The 18428-nt window shown below is 68.6% G+C and carries 16 protein-coding genes; 10 read left to right on the forward strand and 6 right to left on the reverse strand.

Annotated elements, in window-relative coordinates:
• Window positions 1–33: 33 nt before the first annotated feature.
• Window positions 34–2094, reverse strand: a complete 2061-nt coding sequence (locus AC1RIF_RS17975) for a TerD family protein (protein WP_492602706.1) — start codon at window positions 2092–2094, stop codon at window positions 34–36.
• 166 nt (window positions 2095–2260) lie between these two features.
• Between AC1RIF_RS17975 and AC1RIF_RS17980 the strand changes: the two genes are divergently transcribed.
• The 3 genes from AC1RIF_RS17980 to AC1RIF_RS17990 all read left to right on the forward strand — a co-directional run bounded on the left by AC1RIF_RS17980 (window position 2261) and on the right by AC1RIF_RS17990 (window position 4467).
• Complete coding sequence (locus AC1RIF_RS17980; protein WP_492602707.1) at window positions 2261–2656, forward strand: hypothetical protein; 396 nt, start codon at window positions 2261–2263, stop codon at window positions 2654–2656.
• 50 nt (window positions 2657–2706) lie between these two features.
• Complete coding sequence (locus AC1RIF_RS17985) at window positions 2707–3327, forward strand: DUF4304 domain-containing protein (protein ID WP_492602708.1); 621 nt, start codon at window positions 2707–2709, stop codon at window positions 3325–3327.
• A gap of 114 nt (window positions 3328–3441) precedes the next feature.
• The gene (locus tag AC1RIF_RS17990) at window positions 3442–4467 is read left to right on the forward strand and encodes a phosphatidylinositol-specific phospholipase C (protein WP_492602709.1); all 1026 of its coding nucleotides are present in this window, start codon (window positions 3442–3444) and stop codon (window positions 4465–4467) included.
• Here the strand turns inward: AC1RIF_RS17990 and AC1RIF_RS17995 are convergent.
• Both AC1RIF_RS17995 and AC1RIF_RS18000 read right to left on the reverse strand, forming a co-directional pair.
• A complete protein-coding gene (locus tag AC1RIF_RS17995; protein WP_492602710.1) occupies window positions 4460–5428 on the reverse strand; it encodes a Gfo/Idh/MocA family protein in 969 nt (322 codons plus the stop codon). The genes AC1RIF_RS17990 and AC1RIF_RS17995 overlap by 8 nt on opposite strands.
• 2 nt (window positions 5429–5430) lie before the next feature.
• On the reverse strand, window positions 5431–6531 hold the full coding sequence (locus tag AC1RIF_RS18000; protein WP_492602711.1) for a DegT/DnrJ/EryC1/StrS family aminotransferase: 1101 nt from the start codon (window positions 6529–6531) through the stop codon (window positions 5431–5433).
• Between the two features lie 111 nt (window positions 6532–6642).
• Between AC1RIF_RS18000 and AC1RIF_RS18005 the strand changes: the two genes are divergently transcribed.
• Window positions 6643–7368, forward strand: coding sequence for a DapH/DapD/GlmU-related protein (locus AC1RIF_RS18005; protein WP_492602712.1), 726 nt, complete (start codon window positions 6643–6645; stop codon window positions 7366–7368).
• Between the two features lie 52 nt (window positions 7369–7420).
• Complete coding sequence (locus AC1RIF_RS18010) at window positions 7421–8428, forward strand: lysylphosphatidylglycerol synthase transmembrane domain-containing protein (protein WP_492602713.1); 1008 nt, start codon at window positions 7421–7423, stop codon at window positions 8426–8428.
• 15 nt (window positions 8429–8443) lie between these two features.
• On the opposite strand, the gene AC1RIF_RS18015 is transcribed toward AC1RIF_RS18010, so the two are convergent.
• Window positions 8444–9040: a pentapeptide repeat-containing protein gene (locus tag AC1RIF_RS18015; protein ID WP_492602714.1), complete on the reverse strand. Its 597-nt coding sequence runs from the start codon at window positions 9038–9040 to the stop codon at window positions 8444–8446.
• A 115-nt stretch (window positions 9041–9155) separates the two neighbouring features.
• Window positions 9156–10151, reverse strand: a complete 996-nt coding sequence (rfbB, locus tag AC1RIF_RS18020) for a dTDP-glucose 4,6-dehydratase (RefSeq protein ID WP_492602715.1) — start codon at window positions 10149–10151, stop codon at window positions 9156–9158.
• A 373-nt stretch (window positions 10152–10524) separates the two neighbouring features.
• Here rfbB and AC1RIF_RS18025 point away from each other — a divergent pair, with 373 nt between their 5' ends.
• The 5 genes from AC1RIF_RS18025 to AC1RIF_RS18045 all read left to right on the forward strand — a co-directional run bounded on the left by AC1RIF_RS18025 (window position 10525) and on the right by AC1RIF_RS18045 (window position 16328).
• Window positions 10525–11511 carry a DUF6777 domain-containing protein gene (locus AC1RIF_RS18025; protein ID WP_492602716.1) on the forward strand — a complete coding sequence of 329 codons (987 nt, stop codon included), beginning with the start codon at window positions 10525–10527 and terminating at the stop codon, window positions 11509–11511.
• A gap of 80 nt (window positions 11512–11591) precedes the next feature.
• The gene (locus AC1RIF_RS18030; protein ID WP_492602717.1) at window positions 11592–12773 is read left to right on the forward strand and encodes a trypsin-like peptidase domain-containing protein; all 1182 of its coding nucleotides are present in this window, start codon (window positions 11592–11594) and stop codon (window positions 12771–12773) included.
• Between the two features lie 118 nt (window positions 12774–12891).
• The gene (locus AC1RIF_RS18035) at window positions 12892–13518 is read left to right on the forward strand and encodes a helix-turn-helix transcriptional regulator (protein WP_492602718.1); all 627 of its coding nucleotides are present in this window, start codon (window positions 12892–12894) and stop codon (window positions 13516–13518) included.
• Between the two features lie 114 nt (window positions 13519–13632).
• Window positions 13633–14262, forward strand: a complete 630-nt coding sequence (locus AC1RIF_RS18040; protein ID WP_492602719.1) for a Pvc16 family protein — start codon at window positions 13633–13635, stop codon at window positions 14260–14262.
• A complete protein-coding gene (locus tag AC1RIF_RS18045) occupies window positions 14259–16328 on the forward strand; it encodes an ATP-binding protein (RefSeq protein ID WP_492602720.1) in 2070 nt (689 codons plus the stop codon). Before AC1RIF_RS18040 ends, AC1RIF_RS18045 begins: the two co-directional genes overlap by 4 nt.
• Here AC1RIF_RS18045 and AC1RIF_RS18050 read toward each other — a convergent pair.
• Complete coding sequence (locus AC1RIF_RS18050) at window positions 16311–18242, reverse strand: hypothetical protein (protein WP_492602721.1); 1932 nt, start codon at window positions 18240–18242, stop codon at window positions 16311–16313. The genes AC1RIF_RS18045 and AC1RIF_RS18050 overlap by 18 nt on opposite strands.
• Window positions 18243–18428 lie beyond the last annotated feature (186 nt).

The raw sequence follows: 18428 nt of genomic DNA on the forward strand, positions 1-18428 counted from the left end.
GTCCCTCTCGCCCGACGATTGGGGCTCGGGCAGTCAGTCGGCGGCCACAGTCTCCCTGGCCTCTGATTCACCGGCGCCCGGGCACGGCTGATCGGTCTGCTTCGGGGCGGCCGGCACCCACTCCCGAAGATGTTGCACCACCCCGCCGTAGAACGCATCCGCGGACGAAGTGACGCTCGAGACAAAGCTCGCCGCGGTTCCGGACCGCTTGCTTCCCATCGGAAAGGTCTGCTCGAGACCGAACGACACGACCTCTCCGTCCCGGTTATCGGTCAAGACCTTCGGATTCGCGCGCACCGTCTCGAGAAGCTCACACGACTCGTTCCCACGCTCGGAGAACACCGCTTCGACCTGAACATTGCCCGGCGCATCCTTGAGCTGCCTGAGCAGCCACGACAGGCGACGACCCGATGTGCCCTCGTTCGGGGCCGCCACCTTGGTGCGGCAGCGGACCTTGTTGGTGCGCACATCCGCGATCACGACGACATCGCCCGCGGTCTCCGGGATCCGGAATACGGATTCGAATACACCGTCGGCGGCCAATCGTTCTGCAACCGCTGCGTTCCGCGCTGCCGGGTCGTTGCTGTATCGACGCGAGACGATGTGTTTGACAGTGACGCCGAGTTCGGCGGTCAGCCGCAGGGCCAGGTGCCGCGACAAAGATACCCAGGTGTCGGCAACTGTGAGGGCCTTCTCGTCGCCGGCCCGGAGGGTGCCGGCGGTGACCGCGTCACGAACGGTCACCCAATGCCGGCCCATGTCGACGAACTCGGCCGCCCCGGACCGCGGATGGTCGAGGTATCGCACGAACTCGGCAAGGATCCAAGCCTGCACCTCGTTGTCGATTCCACCGTGGGAGAGGAGCATTCGGGCCTCGTGTGCAACCTCCGCCCACGACAGGTGGCGCAACGCGACCTTGGCCAGTTTGCGGCGGTCGACCTCAACCGGCAGTTCTCCGGCGCTGGCAGGAACATCGTTGGACAGACTGACGACCACGTCGTACTTCTTCTTTCGGGCCACGTCGAGGTAGTTCTCGAGTTGCCCCTTCGTGAGTTTGCCGCTGCCCGTCTTCACCTCGAGCAACCCGGTCCACAGCCGGTTACCGCGCGATACCTTCAGGACGGCGTCGGGGATGACCTTTGTGTCGCCGTGGTCATACTGCACCTCCACATAGCCTTCGAAAGTACCTGCGGGGGCACCCATCCGGGAACACAGCGCGCGCGCGAACGGACCCACAGCCTGCATCGTGGCGATCAGAGCTGAGGTCGCGCGGCGTTCCTGCTCCTCCCCCGCCCCCACCCCGGCCACCGAGAACAATCGCGCCGGATGCCACGTGTCGTGTTCCGCCAGCGTGAACTCACGGGGCTTGGTCTTCTTCACGACCTTCTTGGCCGTGCGCACCCCACGGGCCTTCGCCTTCACCGGTGCGGTCGCCTCAGAGGACCGGTCCGGCGCCCCTCGGACGTGCTCGGGGTCGGGCGCCGCTTCGGGCGGCGTGGTGACGTGTTCGGATCCACTGGCCGACGCCGTGGCACCGTCGGCGTCGGATTCCGGTTCGGCTTCGTCGTCGATATCGACACCGAAATCGGTCGCGAGACCGACGAGTCCGGAGTCCCACCCCTGGCCCACGACGCGTAGCTTCCATTCGCCGCCTCGGCGGTACACCTCGCCGAACACGAACGCCGCCTCGGTCGTCGCGTCCGCGGTGACATACTCCGCCAGCGTGTGCCCGGCGCCGTCGACGACACGGAGAGTGAGTTTGCCCAGGTCGCCGAAGCTACCCTGACCGAGACTGCCCGCCAGCGCCACGGTCTGCACATCGTCGGGAACGGTCGACAGGTCGATCGCAATTCGCGCCTGCGCGCCCTCCTCGGTCGCGCCCGCACCCAGAAAACGGACGGATCCGTCCGCCGACTCGGACTGGTTGTAGAAGACGAAGTCCGCGTCCGAACGAACCTTCCCCTCCGCACACAATAGCAACGCGGATGCATCGACCTCGATCTCCGACTCGGCCCACCCGATCACCGCATCGACCTGAAACACATCAACCGGCAGGGACATGTTCTGCCCCTTGGACAACATCGGAAACGCCATCAAACCCACCCTCGATCAACCAGCACAACCCAACACACGAATGGACGAAGCAGAGCCGGCCCCACCCCCCCCGGGCACACCTCGCTTCCGCATTGCATACTAAGCGGTCTTCTTTTGCAGGCGGCCGGTTCAGCCGGTTCGGCTCCTGGCGGGTGAGAATGGATCCATGTTTCGCGTCGGTCAGTGGAGACGGTCCAGTGGTGCACCATACGATCCCCGGGAACTGCTGCGCGCCTATGCGCGTCACGCGACGCGGGAGGTACGACCGGACTCCGGTGAGCTGCTGGTGGTGATCCCGCTGCGCGACGAGGACACGCTGGAGATCACGATCCCCGATCCCACGGCGGATTGGATCGAGTCGCGGATCCGCGGGCTCTGCGCGTCCCTCGGCGCAATCGACCGGCAGGCCCAACGCGTTCTGCGCGGCGAGTTCACAATCGGCTGGATCGAACTCGACTCTGCGAACCACGGCACCGTCGACTACTGGGCGACCGGGGTCAACAGCGAGTATCCCGTGGACATCTCGTGGACCGGAGAGGCCTGGGAGCGGTCGACGAACTGAGCTGTCCCGATGCAGTGGTGGGCCCCGCTCGGGTCTGCGAGCATGTCCGAGTGGACCAGCCCTCAGCAGAACAAGTACTGGCAGCACTCCTCGGTGAGAGTGCCGTACCACTCCTGAAGGAGCACGGATTTCGTAAGCGGAAGCTGACTTTCAGCCGAGAGCGGGACGGCTTGGTCGACGTCGTCAACCTGCAACGCTCGGCGGGCAACAGCTTCGAGTCCATTCGCTTCTACATCAACTGCGGCGTCTACTCCGCGGAGTTCGACCGGGTCATCGGGCGTCCGGTGCAGGAGCGCCCGGCCGAGGTCGACTGCCAGTACCGGTGCCGGATCGAGAACATCGCCACCGGCATCGGGCCGCACGTGACCGTGCAGGTCGATACCGACGTTCCTGCCGTCGCCCACCAGCTCCGCACGGCGCTCGCCCAAGCGCTCGCAGTGATGGGCGAGCTTCGTGGCCCCGACGACATCGTCCGGTCCGTGGACTCGGACATCGATTTCGACGTTCTCCGCTACCGTGTCGCCACCGGCGACATCACCGGCGTCCGCGAGCAGTACCTGCGCGCGCGTGCGCAGTTCGGTGTGGAGCCCCGGTGGCCGCGGCTCGAGGACCAGTTCCGCAAGGCGGCGGACCCCTTCTCTGTTGCCGTCGTCGATCACGAACATCCGTAGAATCCGTCGTCGAATCACCTCCGCCGCAGCACCTTCCCTGCGATACTGGGCGCGCCTCGCCGACCGGCGGGGTTCCGCACGCAGGCGGGTCCGTCCCGCGCAAGGGGATCCTCGATGGCCGACGCAATCCGCCCCGGACGCCGCACGGTACTGCGAGCACTCGCCGCAAGTCCCCTGTTGCTGCTCGTTCCCGCCCCGCTCGCGAAGGCTCAGTCGACGTCGAGCCTCGGCAGCGCCGACCTGGCGGCGGGCAGTTTCGGCCGCGGCGACCTCGACACCACGTCGGCGCCGGACTGGATGCGATCGCTGCCCGACGCGATCAGCCTGGCTGCACTGTCGCTGCCCGGCACTCACGACACCATGGCGCACAACTCGTCGATCCCGACGCTCACCCAGGACTTCGACCTGGCCACCCAACTGCGGGCCGGGGTGCGCGCGCTCGACATCCGCACCCGGCACTTCCGGGACGTGTTCCCGATCCACCACGGTCTCGAGTACCTGCACGCCAACTTCACCGACGTGGTCCGGATCGCTACCGACTTCCTGCGCACGAATCCGAGCGAGACCATCCTCATGCGACTGAAGAAGGAGCACACGGAGGAGGAGAACACCCGCTCGTACCAGGCGACGCTGGACTGGTACATCCACGAGAACCCGGACACCCGCGACCTGTTGGGCGCGCACCTGTGGACGCCGCCCGCCGGCTACGACGGTCGGATCCCGGAACTGGGTGAGACGCGCGGCCGGATCGTCGTGCTGCAGGATTTCACCGCCACCGCCGAGTACGGGCCCCGCTGGGCCGGCCCGAGCACGGACATCCAGGACGACTTCGAACTACCCGACCTCGCCGCGGTCGCAACCAAGTGGGACAAGGCCCGCACCCAGTTCGAGCGGGCCGCGACCGGCGACACGGAGACGTTGTTCGTCAACCACCTGAGCGCCACCGGTGCGACCCCGGTCGTGATGGCCACCGGGACCGTACCGATCACCGTCGCCAAGGGCGCCCCGGGCACGACGGGGATGCTCGCCCGCACGGAGGACTACCTGCGCACCACCGGCGCCGGACGGACGGGGATCGTGATGGCCGACTTCCCGACCGCCGCGCTGGTGGAAGCGGTGATCGCCCGCAACTTCAGCTGACTGCCGACGTCGCAGACACTGTCGCCTCGTGCACCGCGCGGTGCGCGGGCAGGATCGAAACCCGTTCGGCCGCAACGTCACCGGCGCCGTTCAGCAGCCCCACGAAGTGTCCGAGCTGCGCGGAGAGCGGCTCCTCGCTGTACCGGATCGTCGGGATCTCGATGATCGTCTGCTGGTGGTAGCTGCTGCCGTCGGCGGTGATGTCGTGGTCGACGTGCCGGTAGACGGTGATGTCGCGGCGCAGCAGGTCGATCTCGATGAGACGCTCCGCCTCGAGCAGCGACAGCTGCCGGATCTTGCGCTGGCTCAGCCTGCTCGCGGAAATGGTTGCCACGGCACCGGATTCGAAGCGCATGACGGCGTCGGCGCTGTCCTCGGCACGGTTCTCGATCGACGTCGGATGGAAGTAGCCGAACTCGGCGCGGGCCTGTACCGGTTCCGAGCCGACGAAGCCGATCGCGAGATCCAGGTCGTGGATGAGCAGGTCGGTCGCGACGCCGGTCGGGATGCGGGACACGAACGGCGAGTGCCGCGTTCCGGTCACCTGCCACACCTCGCCCGCGAACTCGCGGGCGGTGCGCACAGCCGGGTTGAAGCGCTCGAGCAGACCGCACATCAGCGGCACGTCGGCACGGACCGAACGCTCCACCAGGTCGACGCTCTGGTCGTACGTCGCGGCGAGCGGCTTCTCCACCAGCAGCGGCTTGCCGAGGTCGAGGACGCGGCCGGCCAGGTCGTAGTGTGCGGGCGTGGCCGCGGCGATCACGACGGCGTCGACGTCGGCCAGGTCGGTGAAGTCGGGCGCCCACTGCGCACCGCAGCGGTCGGCCACTGCCCGGCCCTGCTCGGCGTTGGGCTCGATCACGAGTGCGAGGTCGGTCAGCGGCGACTGCGAGATGACGCGGGCGTGCAGCGAGCCCATCTTGCCCGCACCGATCAGGGCGATCTTCGGGTTGCTCATGCTCACGCCTCCATCGCGCCGCGGACCGCGGCGATGATCTGGTCCACGTCCGACTCCGACAGCCGGGCGTGCACGGGGATGCTCAGGCACCGCGCCGCGACCGACGTCGCGACCGGGGTGTCCTCGATGACGACGCGCGGGTGCTCGCGGTAGCACTCGTAGTCGTACACCGCCTTGGGGTAGTAGATGCCGCTGCCGACACCCTTCTCGGTGAGCCGGGCCGCGAGCGTTTCGCGGTCGATCGGTGCGTCGGCGTCGAGCAGCAGCGTGAACTGGTGCCACACGTGGTCGCGGCCGGGCAGCTCGCTCGGCAACCGCAGACCGGCGACGTCCTTCAGGCCCGCCTGCAGCGCCTCCGCGTTGCGGCGCCGCGCCTCGACCTGCTGCGCGTACGACGCCATCTGCGGCAGCGCGAGGCTGGCCTGCAGGTCCGTCATCCGGTAGTTCTGGCCCGCCATCTCGTAGACGTACCGCTCCCGCATGCCCTGGTTGCGGAGCACGCGCAGCCGATCGGCGAGGACGTCGTCGTCGGTGGTGATCATGCCGCCCTCGGCGGTGGTGAGGTTCTTCGTCGCGTAGAAGGAGAAGCAGCCGAGACCGAAGCTGCCGGCGCCGCGGCCGTCGAACGTCGCGCCGTGCGCCTGGGCGGCGTCCTCGACGACGGACAGTCCGTGCTCGGCGGCGAGCGGCATCAGCGCCGCCATGTCCGCCGACTGGCCGTACAGGTGCACCGGCAACAGGACCTTCGTCCGGTCGGTGATCCGGGCGGCGGCGACGGCCGGATCGAGGTTGAAGTCGCTCTCGGAGATGTCCGCGAAACGCGCCGTCGCACCGGCCTCCAGGATCGCGTTGAGGGTCGCCACGAACGTGAACGGACTGGTCAGCACCTCGTCACCGGGCTGCAGATCCTGCACCTGCAGGGCCGCGACCAGCGCCGTGGTGCCGTTGTTCACGGCCACCGCGTGCCGGACACCGACCAGCGCCGCGAACTCCTCCTCGAGCCGCTTGACCTTGGGACCCTGCGCCACGATCCCCGACCGCAGCGTGTCCAAGACTTCCCGTTCGACGTCTTCCCCGAACGAGATGCTCGAGATTGCAATCACTGAATGACCCTCCGATAGATTCAGTCCGAGACACCCCGCGAATCATCGGGGGCAACCGCCTGAGGGTAGCGAAGTGCTGCCTTCCGCCCCCGGAAGGATTCCCGCCGGACCATGTCGATCGGACAGAACTGTCACATCCACCCGACCGCCGTCATCGGCGACGGCGTCGTCATCGGCGACGACGTGACCGTGGGACCGCACGCCGTCCTCACCGGTCCGCTCACTGTCGGTGACCGTTGCTGGATCGGCGCGGGCGCGGTGCTCGGCGCACCCCCCGAGATCCTCGGTGCCGCGCACCCCGCGTCGTGGTCGGAGCCGACGCCGCACCGCGGCATCGTCATCGGCGCCGACACCACGATCCGCGAACTGTCGACGGTGCACCACGGCAGCGAGCGGGTCACTACCGTCGGCGCCGGGTGTTTCGTGATGAACCGGGTCTCGATCGAGCACGACGTCCAGGTCGGCGACCGCTGCGTCGTCTCGGCGGGCTCGACGTTCGCCGGGCACGTCAGCGTCGGCGACGGTGCGAACATCGGCATGCACACCGTCGTGCACCAGCGCCGCGTCGTCGGCGCCGGCGTCGTGACCGGCATGGGCACCGTCGTCGTCAAGGACGTGCCCCCGTTCGCGAAGGCGTTCGGGAATCCGGTGGAGCTGCGGGGTGCCAACACGATCGGCATGAGCCGGTCCGGGATCGCGGAATCCGACGTCGATGCGGTCGCCCGCCTGTACACGCCGGGATCGTCCGAGGGGACCGTTCCGGACGCGCTCGCTACCGCGTTCGACTGGTGGCGTGAGCGTGCCGCGAAGCCGCTCGCTTTCCCTGTCACCGCATGACCGGTTGCTATGGTCGAGAAGCCCTGACGGACCACGCGAGGAGTGGACTCGGATGACATCCGATACCGATTCCGTCGCCGATCCGCCGGAGTCGCCGCCGAACATCAAGCGAACGCTGCTGGTGAACGGCCTCCGGATCGCCGTGACCGTCGCGATCATCGTGGCGATCGGGTTCGCGGTGAAGTCGCAGTGGTCCGAGGTGCGCGGCACGATCCACGATCTCTCGTGGTGGTCACTCGTCGCGTCCACCGTCTTCATCTTCCTCGGCATGGGCGCGGCGGTCCGCGCGTGGCAGCACACGCTCGGCGCCCTCGAGCATCCGATTCCGGCATTCGACGCCGCCCGCTGCTACCTGGTGGGACAGCTCGGTAAGTACCTTCCCGGCAGTGTGTGGGCCTTCGTCCTGCAGACGGAACTGGCCCGCCGGGCCGGGGTGTCCGGAGCGGCGGCGTTCATCACCGTGCTCGTCACGGTGGGGCTGAGCACCACGTCGGCGCTGCTGGTGGGACTGCTGGGCCTGCCGGCGCTGTTCCAGATCGGCACCCCGGCCGCGGTCGCGGTCATCGCGCTGGTGCCCATCGCGCTGGTGTGCGCGTACCCGCCGGTGCTGACCCGGCTGGTGAACATCGCGCTCAAACTGCTGCGCCGCGCCCCGCTGACCCGACCGCTCACGATGCACAAGATCGGGCTCGCGCTGATGTGGTGCGCGATCAGCTGGATCGCGTACGGCGTGCACCTGTGGATCCTGGCGTCCACCTTCGGCGGGTTCGGCACCGACCGCCTGGTTGCATCGATCGGCGCGATCGCACTGGCCATGTGCGCGGGTGTGCTGGTGTTCGTCGTGCCGTCCGGGCTCGGGGTCCGCGAGGCCGTCATCGTCGCGGCGCTGGCACCGGTCGCCGACGCCGGCACCGCCCTCGCGCTCGCGCTGACCTCGCGCCTGCTGTTCACGCTGAGCGAGGTGCTCGCGGGGACGGTCGCCGCCCTCGCCGGATCACGAGCCTTGCGCAACGCCCTGGTGCACGAGCAGTCCCGGGTGCCGCTTCCCAGCAAAGCGTGACCACGCCGCCACCGTTCAGCTGAGCGTGCCGATGCCGAGCGAGCCCGCGGCCAGCGAGCCGATGCCCGTCTTCATCGAGCCGTAGGTGAAGGACCCGGTGTTCACCGAGCCCAGGTTCCCGGAGCCGGTATTGGCCGAGCCGACGTTGCCGGACCCGGTGTTCGCGGACCCGACATTGCCGGAGCCGGTGTTGGCCGACCCGACGTTGTTCGAGCCGGTGTTGGCCCAGCCGATGTTGAAGGACCCGGTGTTGTCGGGGCCGATGTTGTTCCAGTCGATGCTGCTCGCAGCGAGCAATCCCAGGCTGCCCAGCCCGGCCGCGACGGCCGAACCGATCGCCCCGGCCTGTATCTCGGCGGGTCCGACGTAGCCGACCCCGACCGCGTCCTGGCACGGCAGCGGAAGCTCCAGATTCGGGGCGACCGACGCGGTGGCACCGGCCAGCAGGCCCTCCAACCGCACCGGTGAGCACGGCGGAGCACCCGCGATAGGGTCGGCGCCCGCCTGACCGACGAAGCCGACGGTGAGCGTTGCGAATACCGATGCGACGACGAGCGTCCGCCGCCCGGTCCGACGACGGCGGTGAGAGATGTTCAGCGATCCGGCCCTCATGGAGTGCACCCTCCCGGTTCGATGCCCGAGTGAACTTTCCCGACGCGAACGCTCGTCACGCTACCGCGACCGGATGCGCGGCGTGGCCGGATCGGGGCGTTCGCACAGGCTGGGACTACTGCCCGGTGCGCGCGTATCCGGCCTCGGTGGCCGATTTCGCCGGACGCCACCACTCGGGATGATCCCGGTACCACTGCACGGTGGCCTCGAGGCCGCTGCGGAAGTCCCGGTAGCGAGGCTCCCAGCCGAGCTCGGTGCGCAGGCGCGTCGAGTCGATCGCGTACCGCAGATCGTGGCCGGGACGGTCGGGGACGACATCGAAGTCGTCGGCAGGTCGCCCGAAAAGCTCCAGCAGCATCGCGATCACGGTGCGGTTGTCGACCTCGCCGTCCGCGCCGATCAGGTACGTCTCCCCGATCGTGCCGCGCTCGAGGACGTCCCACACCGCGCGGTTGTGGTCGTCGACGTGGATCCAGTCCCGGACGTTGCGGCCCTGCCCGTACAGCTTGGGCCGGACGCCGTCGAGCAGGTTCGTGATCTGCCGCGGGATGAACTTCTCCACGTGCTGGAACGGGCCGTAGTTGTTGGAGCAGTTCGACAGCGTCGCCCGGATCCCGAACGAGCGCGCCCACGCCCGCACCAGCATGTCGCTCGACGCCTTCGTCGACGAGTACGGGCTCGACGGGTTGTAGGCGGTGTACTCGGTGAACCGGGCCGGATCGTCGAGTTCGAGGTCGCCGTACACCTCGTCGGTGGAGATGTGGTGGTAGCGCACGTCGTGGTCGCGGACGGCCTGCAGCAGCGTGAACGTGCCCACGACATTGGTGCGGACGAACGGCCACGGATCGGCGAGCGAGTTGTCGTTGTGCGACTCGGCCGCGAAGTGGACGACGACGTCGGAGTCGGCCACCAGGCGGTTCACGACCTCGGCGTCGGCGATGTCGCCGTGCACGAAGTCGATCCGATCGGCGACCGCGTCCAGCGACGCCCGGTTGCCGGCGTAGGTCAGCGCATCGAGGACCGTCACCCGGACGTCGGGGCGCTCCGCGACGGTCTGGTGGACGAAGTTCGCGCCGATGAATCCGGCGCCACCGGTGACGAGCAGCCTCATGTGCACGAACAGTACCCACACCCCCGGCGTCGGCGATGCGCCGACGAGGTGGTTTCCCGTTTGCCGATGCGGTGATGCATCAGCGACAGCGCTGCACCCGGCGATGATGTCACCGCGTGTGACGGCGCCCACCATACCGTCTCCACGGACCCGGGACTCCCCCGCGCGATGCGTCATCCAGTTCCTGCTGAACCGCTTGCCAGTTGCCCCTTCGGGCACAAAAGTCGGCAATCACGGACCCCATCCCGCGTGAGAAACTGAAGCGGTGAACAGCTCGCCTGTTCGGAGCGGGGCGACCCGCTCTGCGAAGTCCGTCGGAGCGACGCATCGGAGCCGCCCGTCGAGACGACGCGGTCGCGCAGCGGCGGTCGTGGTGTGCGCAATCGCGCTCACCGCGGGTGGATGCTCCAAAGCGCCGGAGGCCGAGGCGAGTGCGGTCCTCCTGGAGGCTGCGACGTCGCGAGGTGAGTCACCGTGGACCGAATCGGTTGCGACCACCACCGGTGTCTCCGAACGCTCCGATCAAGAACCGGTCGACAACACGACCGTCTCCGGCGAACAAGCCGGCCTCTACGGAGGCTCTCTGAACGTCTCCGTCTGCGACCAGGAGAAGCTGTCGAACTTCCTGGAGGACAATCCCGCTCAGGACCGCGCCTTCAAATCGGTGGTGCAGACCGACGATGTCCGCTCCTACGTGAACTCCCTGTCGCCGGTGGTCCTGACCCGCGACACCCGCGTGACCAACCACGGCTTCGAGAACAACGAGGCGGCCCCGTATCAGGCTGTCCTGCAAACGGGTACCGCAGTGCTCATCGACGACCGTGGCCTCCCGAGGGTGCGCTGTGAATGCGGCAATCCCCTCACCCAGGCGAGCGAAACCAAAGCCGACTACACCGGGCCCCGGTGGAACAGCTTCTCCGAGGACCAGGTCGTGAAGGTCGATCCCGCGCCCGAGCCGATGTCCTCGACCGAACTCACGTCACTCGACGGCTCCGACTCGGCGACCACAATCGTGATCGGAGAGCCCGAACCCCTCGAAGTGGTACCCCCAGACTCCTCGCCCTCCCCCGGTCGCGGCGGCACTCCGGCCACCGGACCGGGCGCCGGAACGCCGCCCGGGAGCGGCAAGCAGGGCGGCACAACCGAACCCCCGAGCGGCCCGACGACTTCCGAACCCGGGGTCACCGGCGGGGGCGGTGTCACGAGCGAGGGCGGCGTCACCAGTGGAGGCGAAGTCACCGGCGGGGGCGCGGAACCCAACGGAGGAACGGGGAACCGGGTCGCACCGGTCGAACCCACTACAGCCGAGAAGGTTCCCGGTGTGACCACGCCGGAAACGGCGACTCCACCGACGGAGTAACCGCGGGGAAGAGACCCGGGCACGGGCTGACTGCAGCGGAGGACACCATGTCCGACCATCGATCACCGTTTGTTTATCCCGTGCTCGCAGCTGTGACGTTCGGTGCCACGTTCGTCGGGGCTGGTGTGACGTCGGCCCAGCCCGAATACACGCCGGAGGTGCAGTCCGCAGCGCTGATCCGCCCGGCCGTGGTGTACCTCGAATCCGGTACGAACCCGAATGGGACCGTGACGCACTGCACGGGTTTCATCCTGACACCGGACGGCTTCATCGGGACGGCCGGCCACTGCGTCGACGACGCACCGGGTGCCAAACTCTACGTTTCGCTCGCCGGTGACCCGCCCGACGTCGCGCCCACCCCCGCGCGGGTCGTCGACTACAGACCACGGAACGCCGGCGACGTCGCCCTCCTCAAAGTCGAGCCGAAGAACGACGATCTGCCCACCGCACTCCTCTACGAGGACTCCGAGAAGCTGCAGGTGGGCACGCAGGTGCTGTCGGTGGGCTACCCGGGCAGCACCGAGCGGATAACCGACCACAGCCTGGAACCGACCGCCAAGAGCGGCACTGTGAGCGCCGCCAAGACAGTCGACACCCAACCCGTCTACGAGGTCAGCGCACCCATGTCGGCCGGCATGAGCGGCGGTCCGACCGTGAACCTGGACGGTGAGGTCGTCGGCGTCAACAGCTTCGCGCCCGCCGGGGAGACACAACCGTTCAACTTCATAGTCCCGGTAGAGGGTCTACTGCAGTTGATGGCCAGCAACGGTGTCACCCCGGAGTCGTCGGCGGCGGACGATGTGTACCGAGAAGGCCTGAGCGAGTTCTACGACGGGAACTACAGCGGCGCAATCAAGAATTTCGAGTCGACGATGGAGAAATCCCAGTCGTACCTTCCACAGGCCGCCGCAATGCGCCGCGACTCGGTGAAGTTGCGCGACGAGTACGGCGACAGCGGATCGGCGATCATGCAGCCGTGGATGTGGGTGGTCGCGGGAGTCGTCGTGGCGGGACTTGTGGCGGCGGGTGTGGTGTTCTTCATCCGAAGTCGTCAGGGAAGTGGCGGAGGGACGGCCCCGGCCGGCGGTTCCGGGACGGCGCCGGCACCGCAAAATATGGCAGCGCCGCAGGCACCGCCGCCTGCCGATCGCCCGTCGGACTCCTCGTCGCCATCCGGACCGGCTGCCACCTGCACCAACTGCGGCTTCGGACTCGAGGCCGGCCAACGCTTCTGCCCGCGCTGCGGCAAACCTCAGAACTGACCACTGCACGAAGTCCCGCTCGTTGAGTGCCCGTTGAGCCGGAGCGGATTGCCCGTTGAGCCGTTGTTGAGTTCCCTGCGGATAGTTGACTGTGTAGTCGACCACGCCGGAGGGTGTCATGCAGCGGCGCATTGCAACATACGTCTACGCCAACGATCCGATCCTGCAGGCGGGCGTGATGAGTCAGTTGCGCCAGCGTCCGGAGGTCTGGCTCGTCGACGACGCCGAACTCGACGATGCGGAGATCGCTGTGGTCGCGGCCGACACCCTCGACGACGAGGTGACCCGAACTCTGCGGGCGCTGCAACGTGGCGGGGTGCCGCAGACGATGCTGGTGCTCGGGACGATCGAGGGCAACACCGTCGTCACCGCGGCCGAGATCGGCGTGCGCGGCCTCGTCCGACGCGCCGAAGCATCACCGGAAGCGTTGGTGCACACCATCGCTCGCGTCGCATCGGGAGAGGGAATCGTCCCCTCCGACCTCCTCGCCGTCCTCCTCGGCCAGGTTGGCCGACTGCAACGTCAGGTGCTGGCACCGCGGGGACTGCAGTTCTCCGGCCTGTCCGAGCGAGAAGTCGAGGTTCTGCGACTCGTAGCGGACGGCCAGGACACCGCGGAGATCGCGCGGACGCTCAACTACAGCGAGCGGACCGTCAAGAACGTCCTGCACGACGTGACCACCCGCCTGCAACTCCGCAATCGCTCGCACGCCGTCGCCTACGCGATGCGGGAGGGCCTCATCTGATCGACCGCTGCCCGAAAGGGCTGGGTGTCAGGGCCATTCGGCCTCCTCCCGCCTCCCCCGACGGTTCGCGAACGAGGGTTACCCGCCGACGGCGGCGGTGACACCGTTGGACTGGTGATACCCGAGGTCGACCGCGCACTGCGGTCGCTGATCGAGCGGGAGGCACTCGACGGCGCGGATGTCGAGGTAGCTTTCGACGCGCCGACAAAGGAATGGGTCGCCAAACGTACCGGCCCGTCGATCGACGTCTTCCTGTACGACATTCGCGAGGACCTGCGCCGCCGCGAACGTGGGCTGGTCAACGAATACGACGGGAGTCGCGTTGTCGCCCGACATCTTCCACCTCGCCACTTCAAGCTCTCCTATCTCGTGGCCGCCTGGACGCAGCGCCCCGAGGACGAGCACGGGCTGCTGGCGGCGCTGTTGTCGTGCTTTCTCCGGCACGACTCGATCCCTCCGGAACTGTTGAGCGGCTCGCTCGCGGAACTCGGGCTGCCGGTCCCGGTCGGTGTCGCGCTGCCTCCGCCGGAGGACCGTTCGTTCGCCGACGTGTGGACCGCGTTGGGCGGCGAGCTACGACCGTCGTTGGACATCGTGGTGACCATGCCGGTGGACACCGGTCAGGAGTACACGGCCGGGCCGCCGGTCACCTCCCCCACCACGCTGGCCGTCGCCGAGCACGACGGGTCCGAGATCCTCGAGGTGCGCCACGGCCGTCCGCGATCAGCTGCCGGTGAGTCGTGAACGGCGAGGCGGGCGTCGGCTATCTGCTCGGTCGGGCTCGACTGGTCGAGAACAGAATTCGCACGCTGGTCGCGCATCGTCGGATGCACGACCCCGCACCCGACGACCCGTTTCGGGGGCTCTACCTGAGCGAGGCCGTGGTCGACAGCCTGCTGGACGACGCACCCGATCCGCCCGCCCCGGACGTCGACACCCGATGCGACGTGGAACGCTCCGCCGACGCCGCAGAGACGCACGGCGCCGTAATCCGACTGCGTCGCCTGGCCAGGACCGCGACGCTCTCCCCCGCCGACGTCGAACTGTTGGTGGCCTGTCTGTTGCCCGATCTGGACCCCCGTTTCGAACGCCTCTACGGCTACCTCAACGACGACGTCAGCCGGCGGCGGGCCACGGTGGCGCTGGCGCTCGAACTGGCGGATCTGTCGCCCCTCGCGTCCGATGCGCGCGCCCGCCTCGCGGACGGCTCGCCGCTCGTCGAGCACCGCCTCGTCCTGGTCGAGGAGGCCGACCGGCCGTTCCTCACTCGGGGACTGCGGGTCCCGGACCGCGTCACCGCACATCTGCTCGGCGACGACCTCACCGATCCGGTCCTGCGCGACGTGCTCACCGACCCGGTCGGATTCGACACTCCGTGGTCCACCCCGGCCGCGGTGGCGATCGATCGTGGGCAGCCCCTGACCTATCTCCGGGAGGTGTCGGGCGGCGTGGGGGTCGCCACCGCCGTCGCCGCGTTCGCCCGGCTCGGCCGGCCGGCGCTGGGAGCCGACGCGACCCGGCTCGTCGAACTGCCGGACCTGTCCGAGGTCGCGGGCGTTCTCTGCCGCGAGGCGCTACTCACCGACTCCGGACTCGTCGTCGGGGGCGTCGGCGCGCAGGCGGGAAGCGCACACCGCACCGCCGAACTGATCCGGGTCGTTGCCCGGGCGTCCGTGCCGGTCGTCCTCGTCGGGGTCGGCCCCTGGGATCCGCAGTGGACGGTCACGCCGCCGCTGCTCGTCGAGACCGGTCGGCTCGCCGTCGACGATCGGGTGCAACTGTGGCGCAGCCTGCTCCGCGCGTCGGTACAGTCCGTCGACCCCGGCGAGGTGGCCGAGCGGTTCGTGCTGAACCCGGACCAGGTGCACCACGCCATCGGATCCGCCGCCGCCACAGCCCGATCCGGCGACGGCGCGGTGGACCTCGACGCGCTCCGGCGCGGCGCGCGGGCGCAGAACGCGACCGGGCTCGAGCGGCTGGCCCGGCGGGTCGAACCCGACGTCGGCTGGCCCGACCTGGTGCTGCCGCCCGGTCCGCTCGCGCTGCTGCACGAGCTGACCGCGCGCGCCCGGCACCGCGACCGGGTGCTCCGGGAATGGCGGATGCGTCCCGGCGGCGCGCGCGGGATCGGGGTGACCGGACTGTTCGCGGGCGAATCCGGGACCGGGAAGACGATGGCCGCCGAGGTGGTCGCCCACGACCTCGGGTTGGATCTCTACACCGTGAACCTGTCGTCGGTGGTCGACAAGTACGTGGGCGAGACGGAGAAGAACCTGGAACGGATCTTCTCCGAGGCGGCCGGGGTGAATGCGGTGCTGTTGTTCGACGAGGCGGACGCCATCTTCGGCAAACGCAGCGAGGTGCGCGACGCTCACGACCGCTACGCGAACATCGAGAGCGCCTACCTCCTGCAGCGGATGGAGACGTTCGACGGCATCGCGATCCTCACGACGAACCTGCGGGCCAACCTCGACGAGGCGTTCACCCGCCGTATCGACGTCGTGGTGGACTTTCCCGAACCCGACGAAGCGGCCCGGCTGGCGCTGTGGCAGGTGTGCCTCGCACCGCCGCTGCCGCGAGAGGAAGAGCTCGACCTCGACTACTGCGCACGATCGTTTCCGCTGTCGGGCGGGAACATTCGATCGGCGGCGGTGACCGCAGGCTACCGGGCGGCCGAGGGCGGCCGTCCCGTCTCGATGGTGGACCTGGTCTCGGCGATCCGGCAGGAGTACCGCAAGCTGGGTCGTCTCGTGCGGGGCCGGGACTTCGCCCCGCACCTGGAGGCGACGGGCTCACCGCTTGGCGAGTAGGCCGCCGATGTAGCCGACGATCCCGCCCGCCACGACCAGAACTGCCCCTTGCATCGGCGCGCTGACGATGCCCGTCGCGACTCCCATGGCGACGAAGTACCCGACCATCGCCACGATCAGCAGCACCCCGGAGGCGCGGGTGAGCTTGCCGTCCTTGCCGGTGACCCCGAACATCATGAGACCGGCGAGAACGAGCACCGCGAGCCGGGCCGCCGGTTGCGAATACTCCACCACGTCCTGGGTCTGCCCGACGCTCTCCTCGGTCTGCCCCGCGCCGTACGGGTTGCGCTGCACGAGATTCAGGAGCAGATCGATGTAGTAGTCGGGGAACGCCGTCATCCACGGCAGGAAAACCCCGATGACGGCGAGTAGTCCACCGAGGAGGGTGAGCAGGATCCGGGCGATCGGCTTCCAGTCCGGGGTGGACTGGACGAACATCCCCTGTGTCGACACGGATTCACGACCGTCCGACGCCTCGACCCGCAGTTCGCGGCGCGCGTCGGACCCGCCCTCCGGCCGGTCGGCGTGCACGTCCATCCGGCCCCACGAGAAATGACCGGGCTGGATCTCGAATCGGTTCGGATCGAACCGGACCCGGACCGCGTTCTCCGGGTCGGAACCGGTCAACGTGACATGCAGCCAATCGACGCCGCGGCTGTTGTCGACCACCACCCGGTACCGGCCGGAGCGGCCGTGGGTGTGTACCTCCTCGGGTTCCAGCCGGACGGTCGCGGTCGTGATCGGCGCCGGGGACGTCGTCTGGACGAAGGTCCCGGTCGCCTCGGTCTCCGAATCCGAGTCCGAATCCGCCTCCACCGCGACCACGCTGAAGGGGTGGCTGGCCTCCTCCCCGGGCGGGGGTACCTGCGAGGTGACGGTGAACCGAACGGTCTCGGTTGCACCGGCGCGCACCGGAATCCGTTGCGTCGGAAACGTGAAGCGCACGGCACCCTCCGGGTCGCGACCCTCGAGCGTGACGTCCCGGTCCCGGGTTCCCCGACGGTTGTCCGCGACCAGGCTCAGATCGGCCATGGCGCAGTCGCGCACGCGCAGTGCGCTCGGCTCCAGGCGCATCTGCAGCGGGACCTCGACCGGGGCCTCGGACCGCTCCTGGTTGACCGTCACCGTCGTCTCGACCGGGTCCTCGCCGCCCGTCGCGGTGATCGTGAGCGGTCGGCTGACGGTCTCCCCGTGGTCGAGTTCCGGGACTGTGAACCGTAGTGAGACTTCGGCGGAACCGAATTCGGGGACCTCGATCGTGGACGGCGTGAAGCCGAAGCGCACCACCCCCTCCGGGTCGGAACCGGTCACCTCCAGCCGCTGCGGGTAGTTGCTGCCCGTGTTGTCGATGGTGACCTGCGCGGCGCCTTCGGTCACGTCGTCCAGGCGCACGAGCGTCGGTCGCGCCCCCACCGTCACCGGGCCGCCCACCCGCGGCACCGTCAGCGTGACCGAGGCGGTGCCGGTCTTGGACGGGTCCGTCTGTGACCGGACTTTCAACGCGACGGGCACGGCCTGTGCGGCCACCTGCGCGCCGGTTGCACGCGTGAACTCGAGGGCGATCGTGTCGTCCCGGTTCGGGTAGAGGCTGATCTCGTCGTGTGTCAGTTCCAGCCAGGCGGGTGGCCCGGCCATCTCGATCTTGAAGCCGTCGACGATGGACGAGGCGTTGAATATCCGCACCGGCACACGCGCGCCGGCATCGGGATCGAGAACCGCCTCGCCCGCGAGTGCCTCGACGTGCGGCGCCGACACCCGCGCGTCGTCCATCGTGGGCGACTCCTTCGATGCCGGGACATCGCCGGATTCCGACGACACGCCCGCCTTCAGGCCGAGGAAGTAGTCGCACTGGACGCAGAACTGTGCACCGGGCGCATTGACCGCGCCGCATTGACCGCACACAACGTCGCTCATGGATTCCCCGCAAGGACGACACTCGACTCTCTCGAGCGTATACCCATGGGCCGGTACTCATCCGTGCCTGCAACCCACCGTACGGTCTCCGGCGCCGTGCCCGATCGGGCACGTACTTCTGCCCGATCGGGCAGGGCGACAAGGACTGTCGAGGGCGGAGCGGTGGTGAGAGACTTGAAGGTGCGG

The sequence above is a fragment of the Prescottella sp. GW823-FHT02E09 genome (assembly GCF_058797375.1).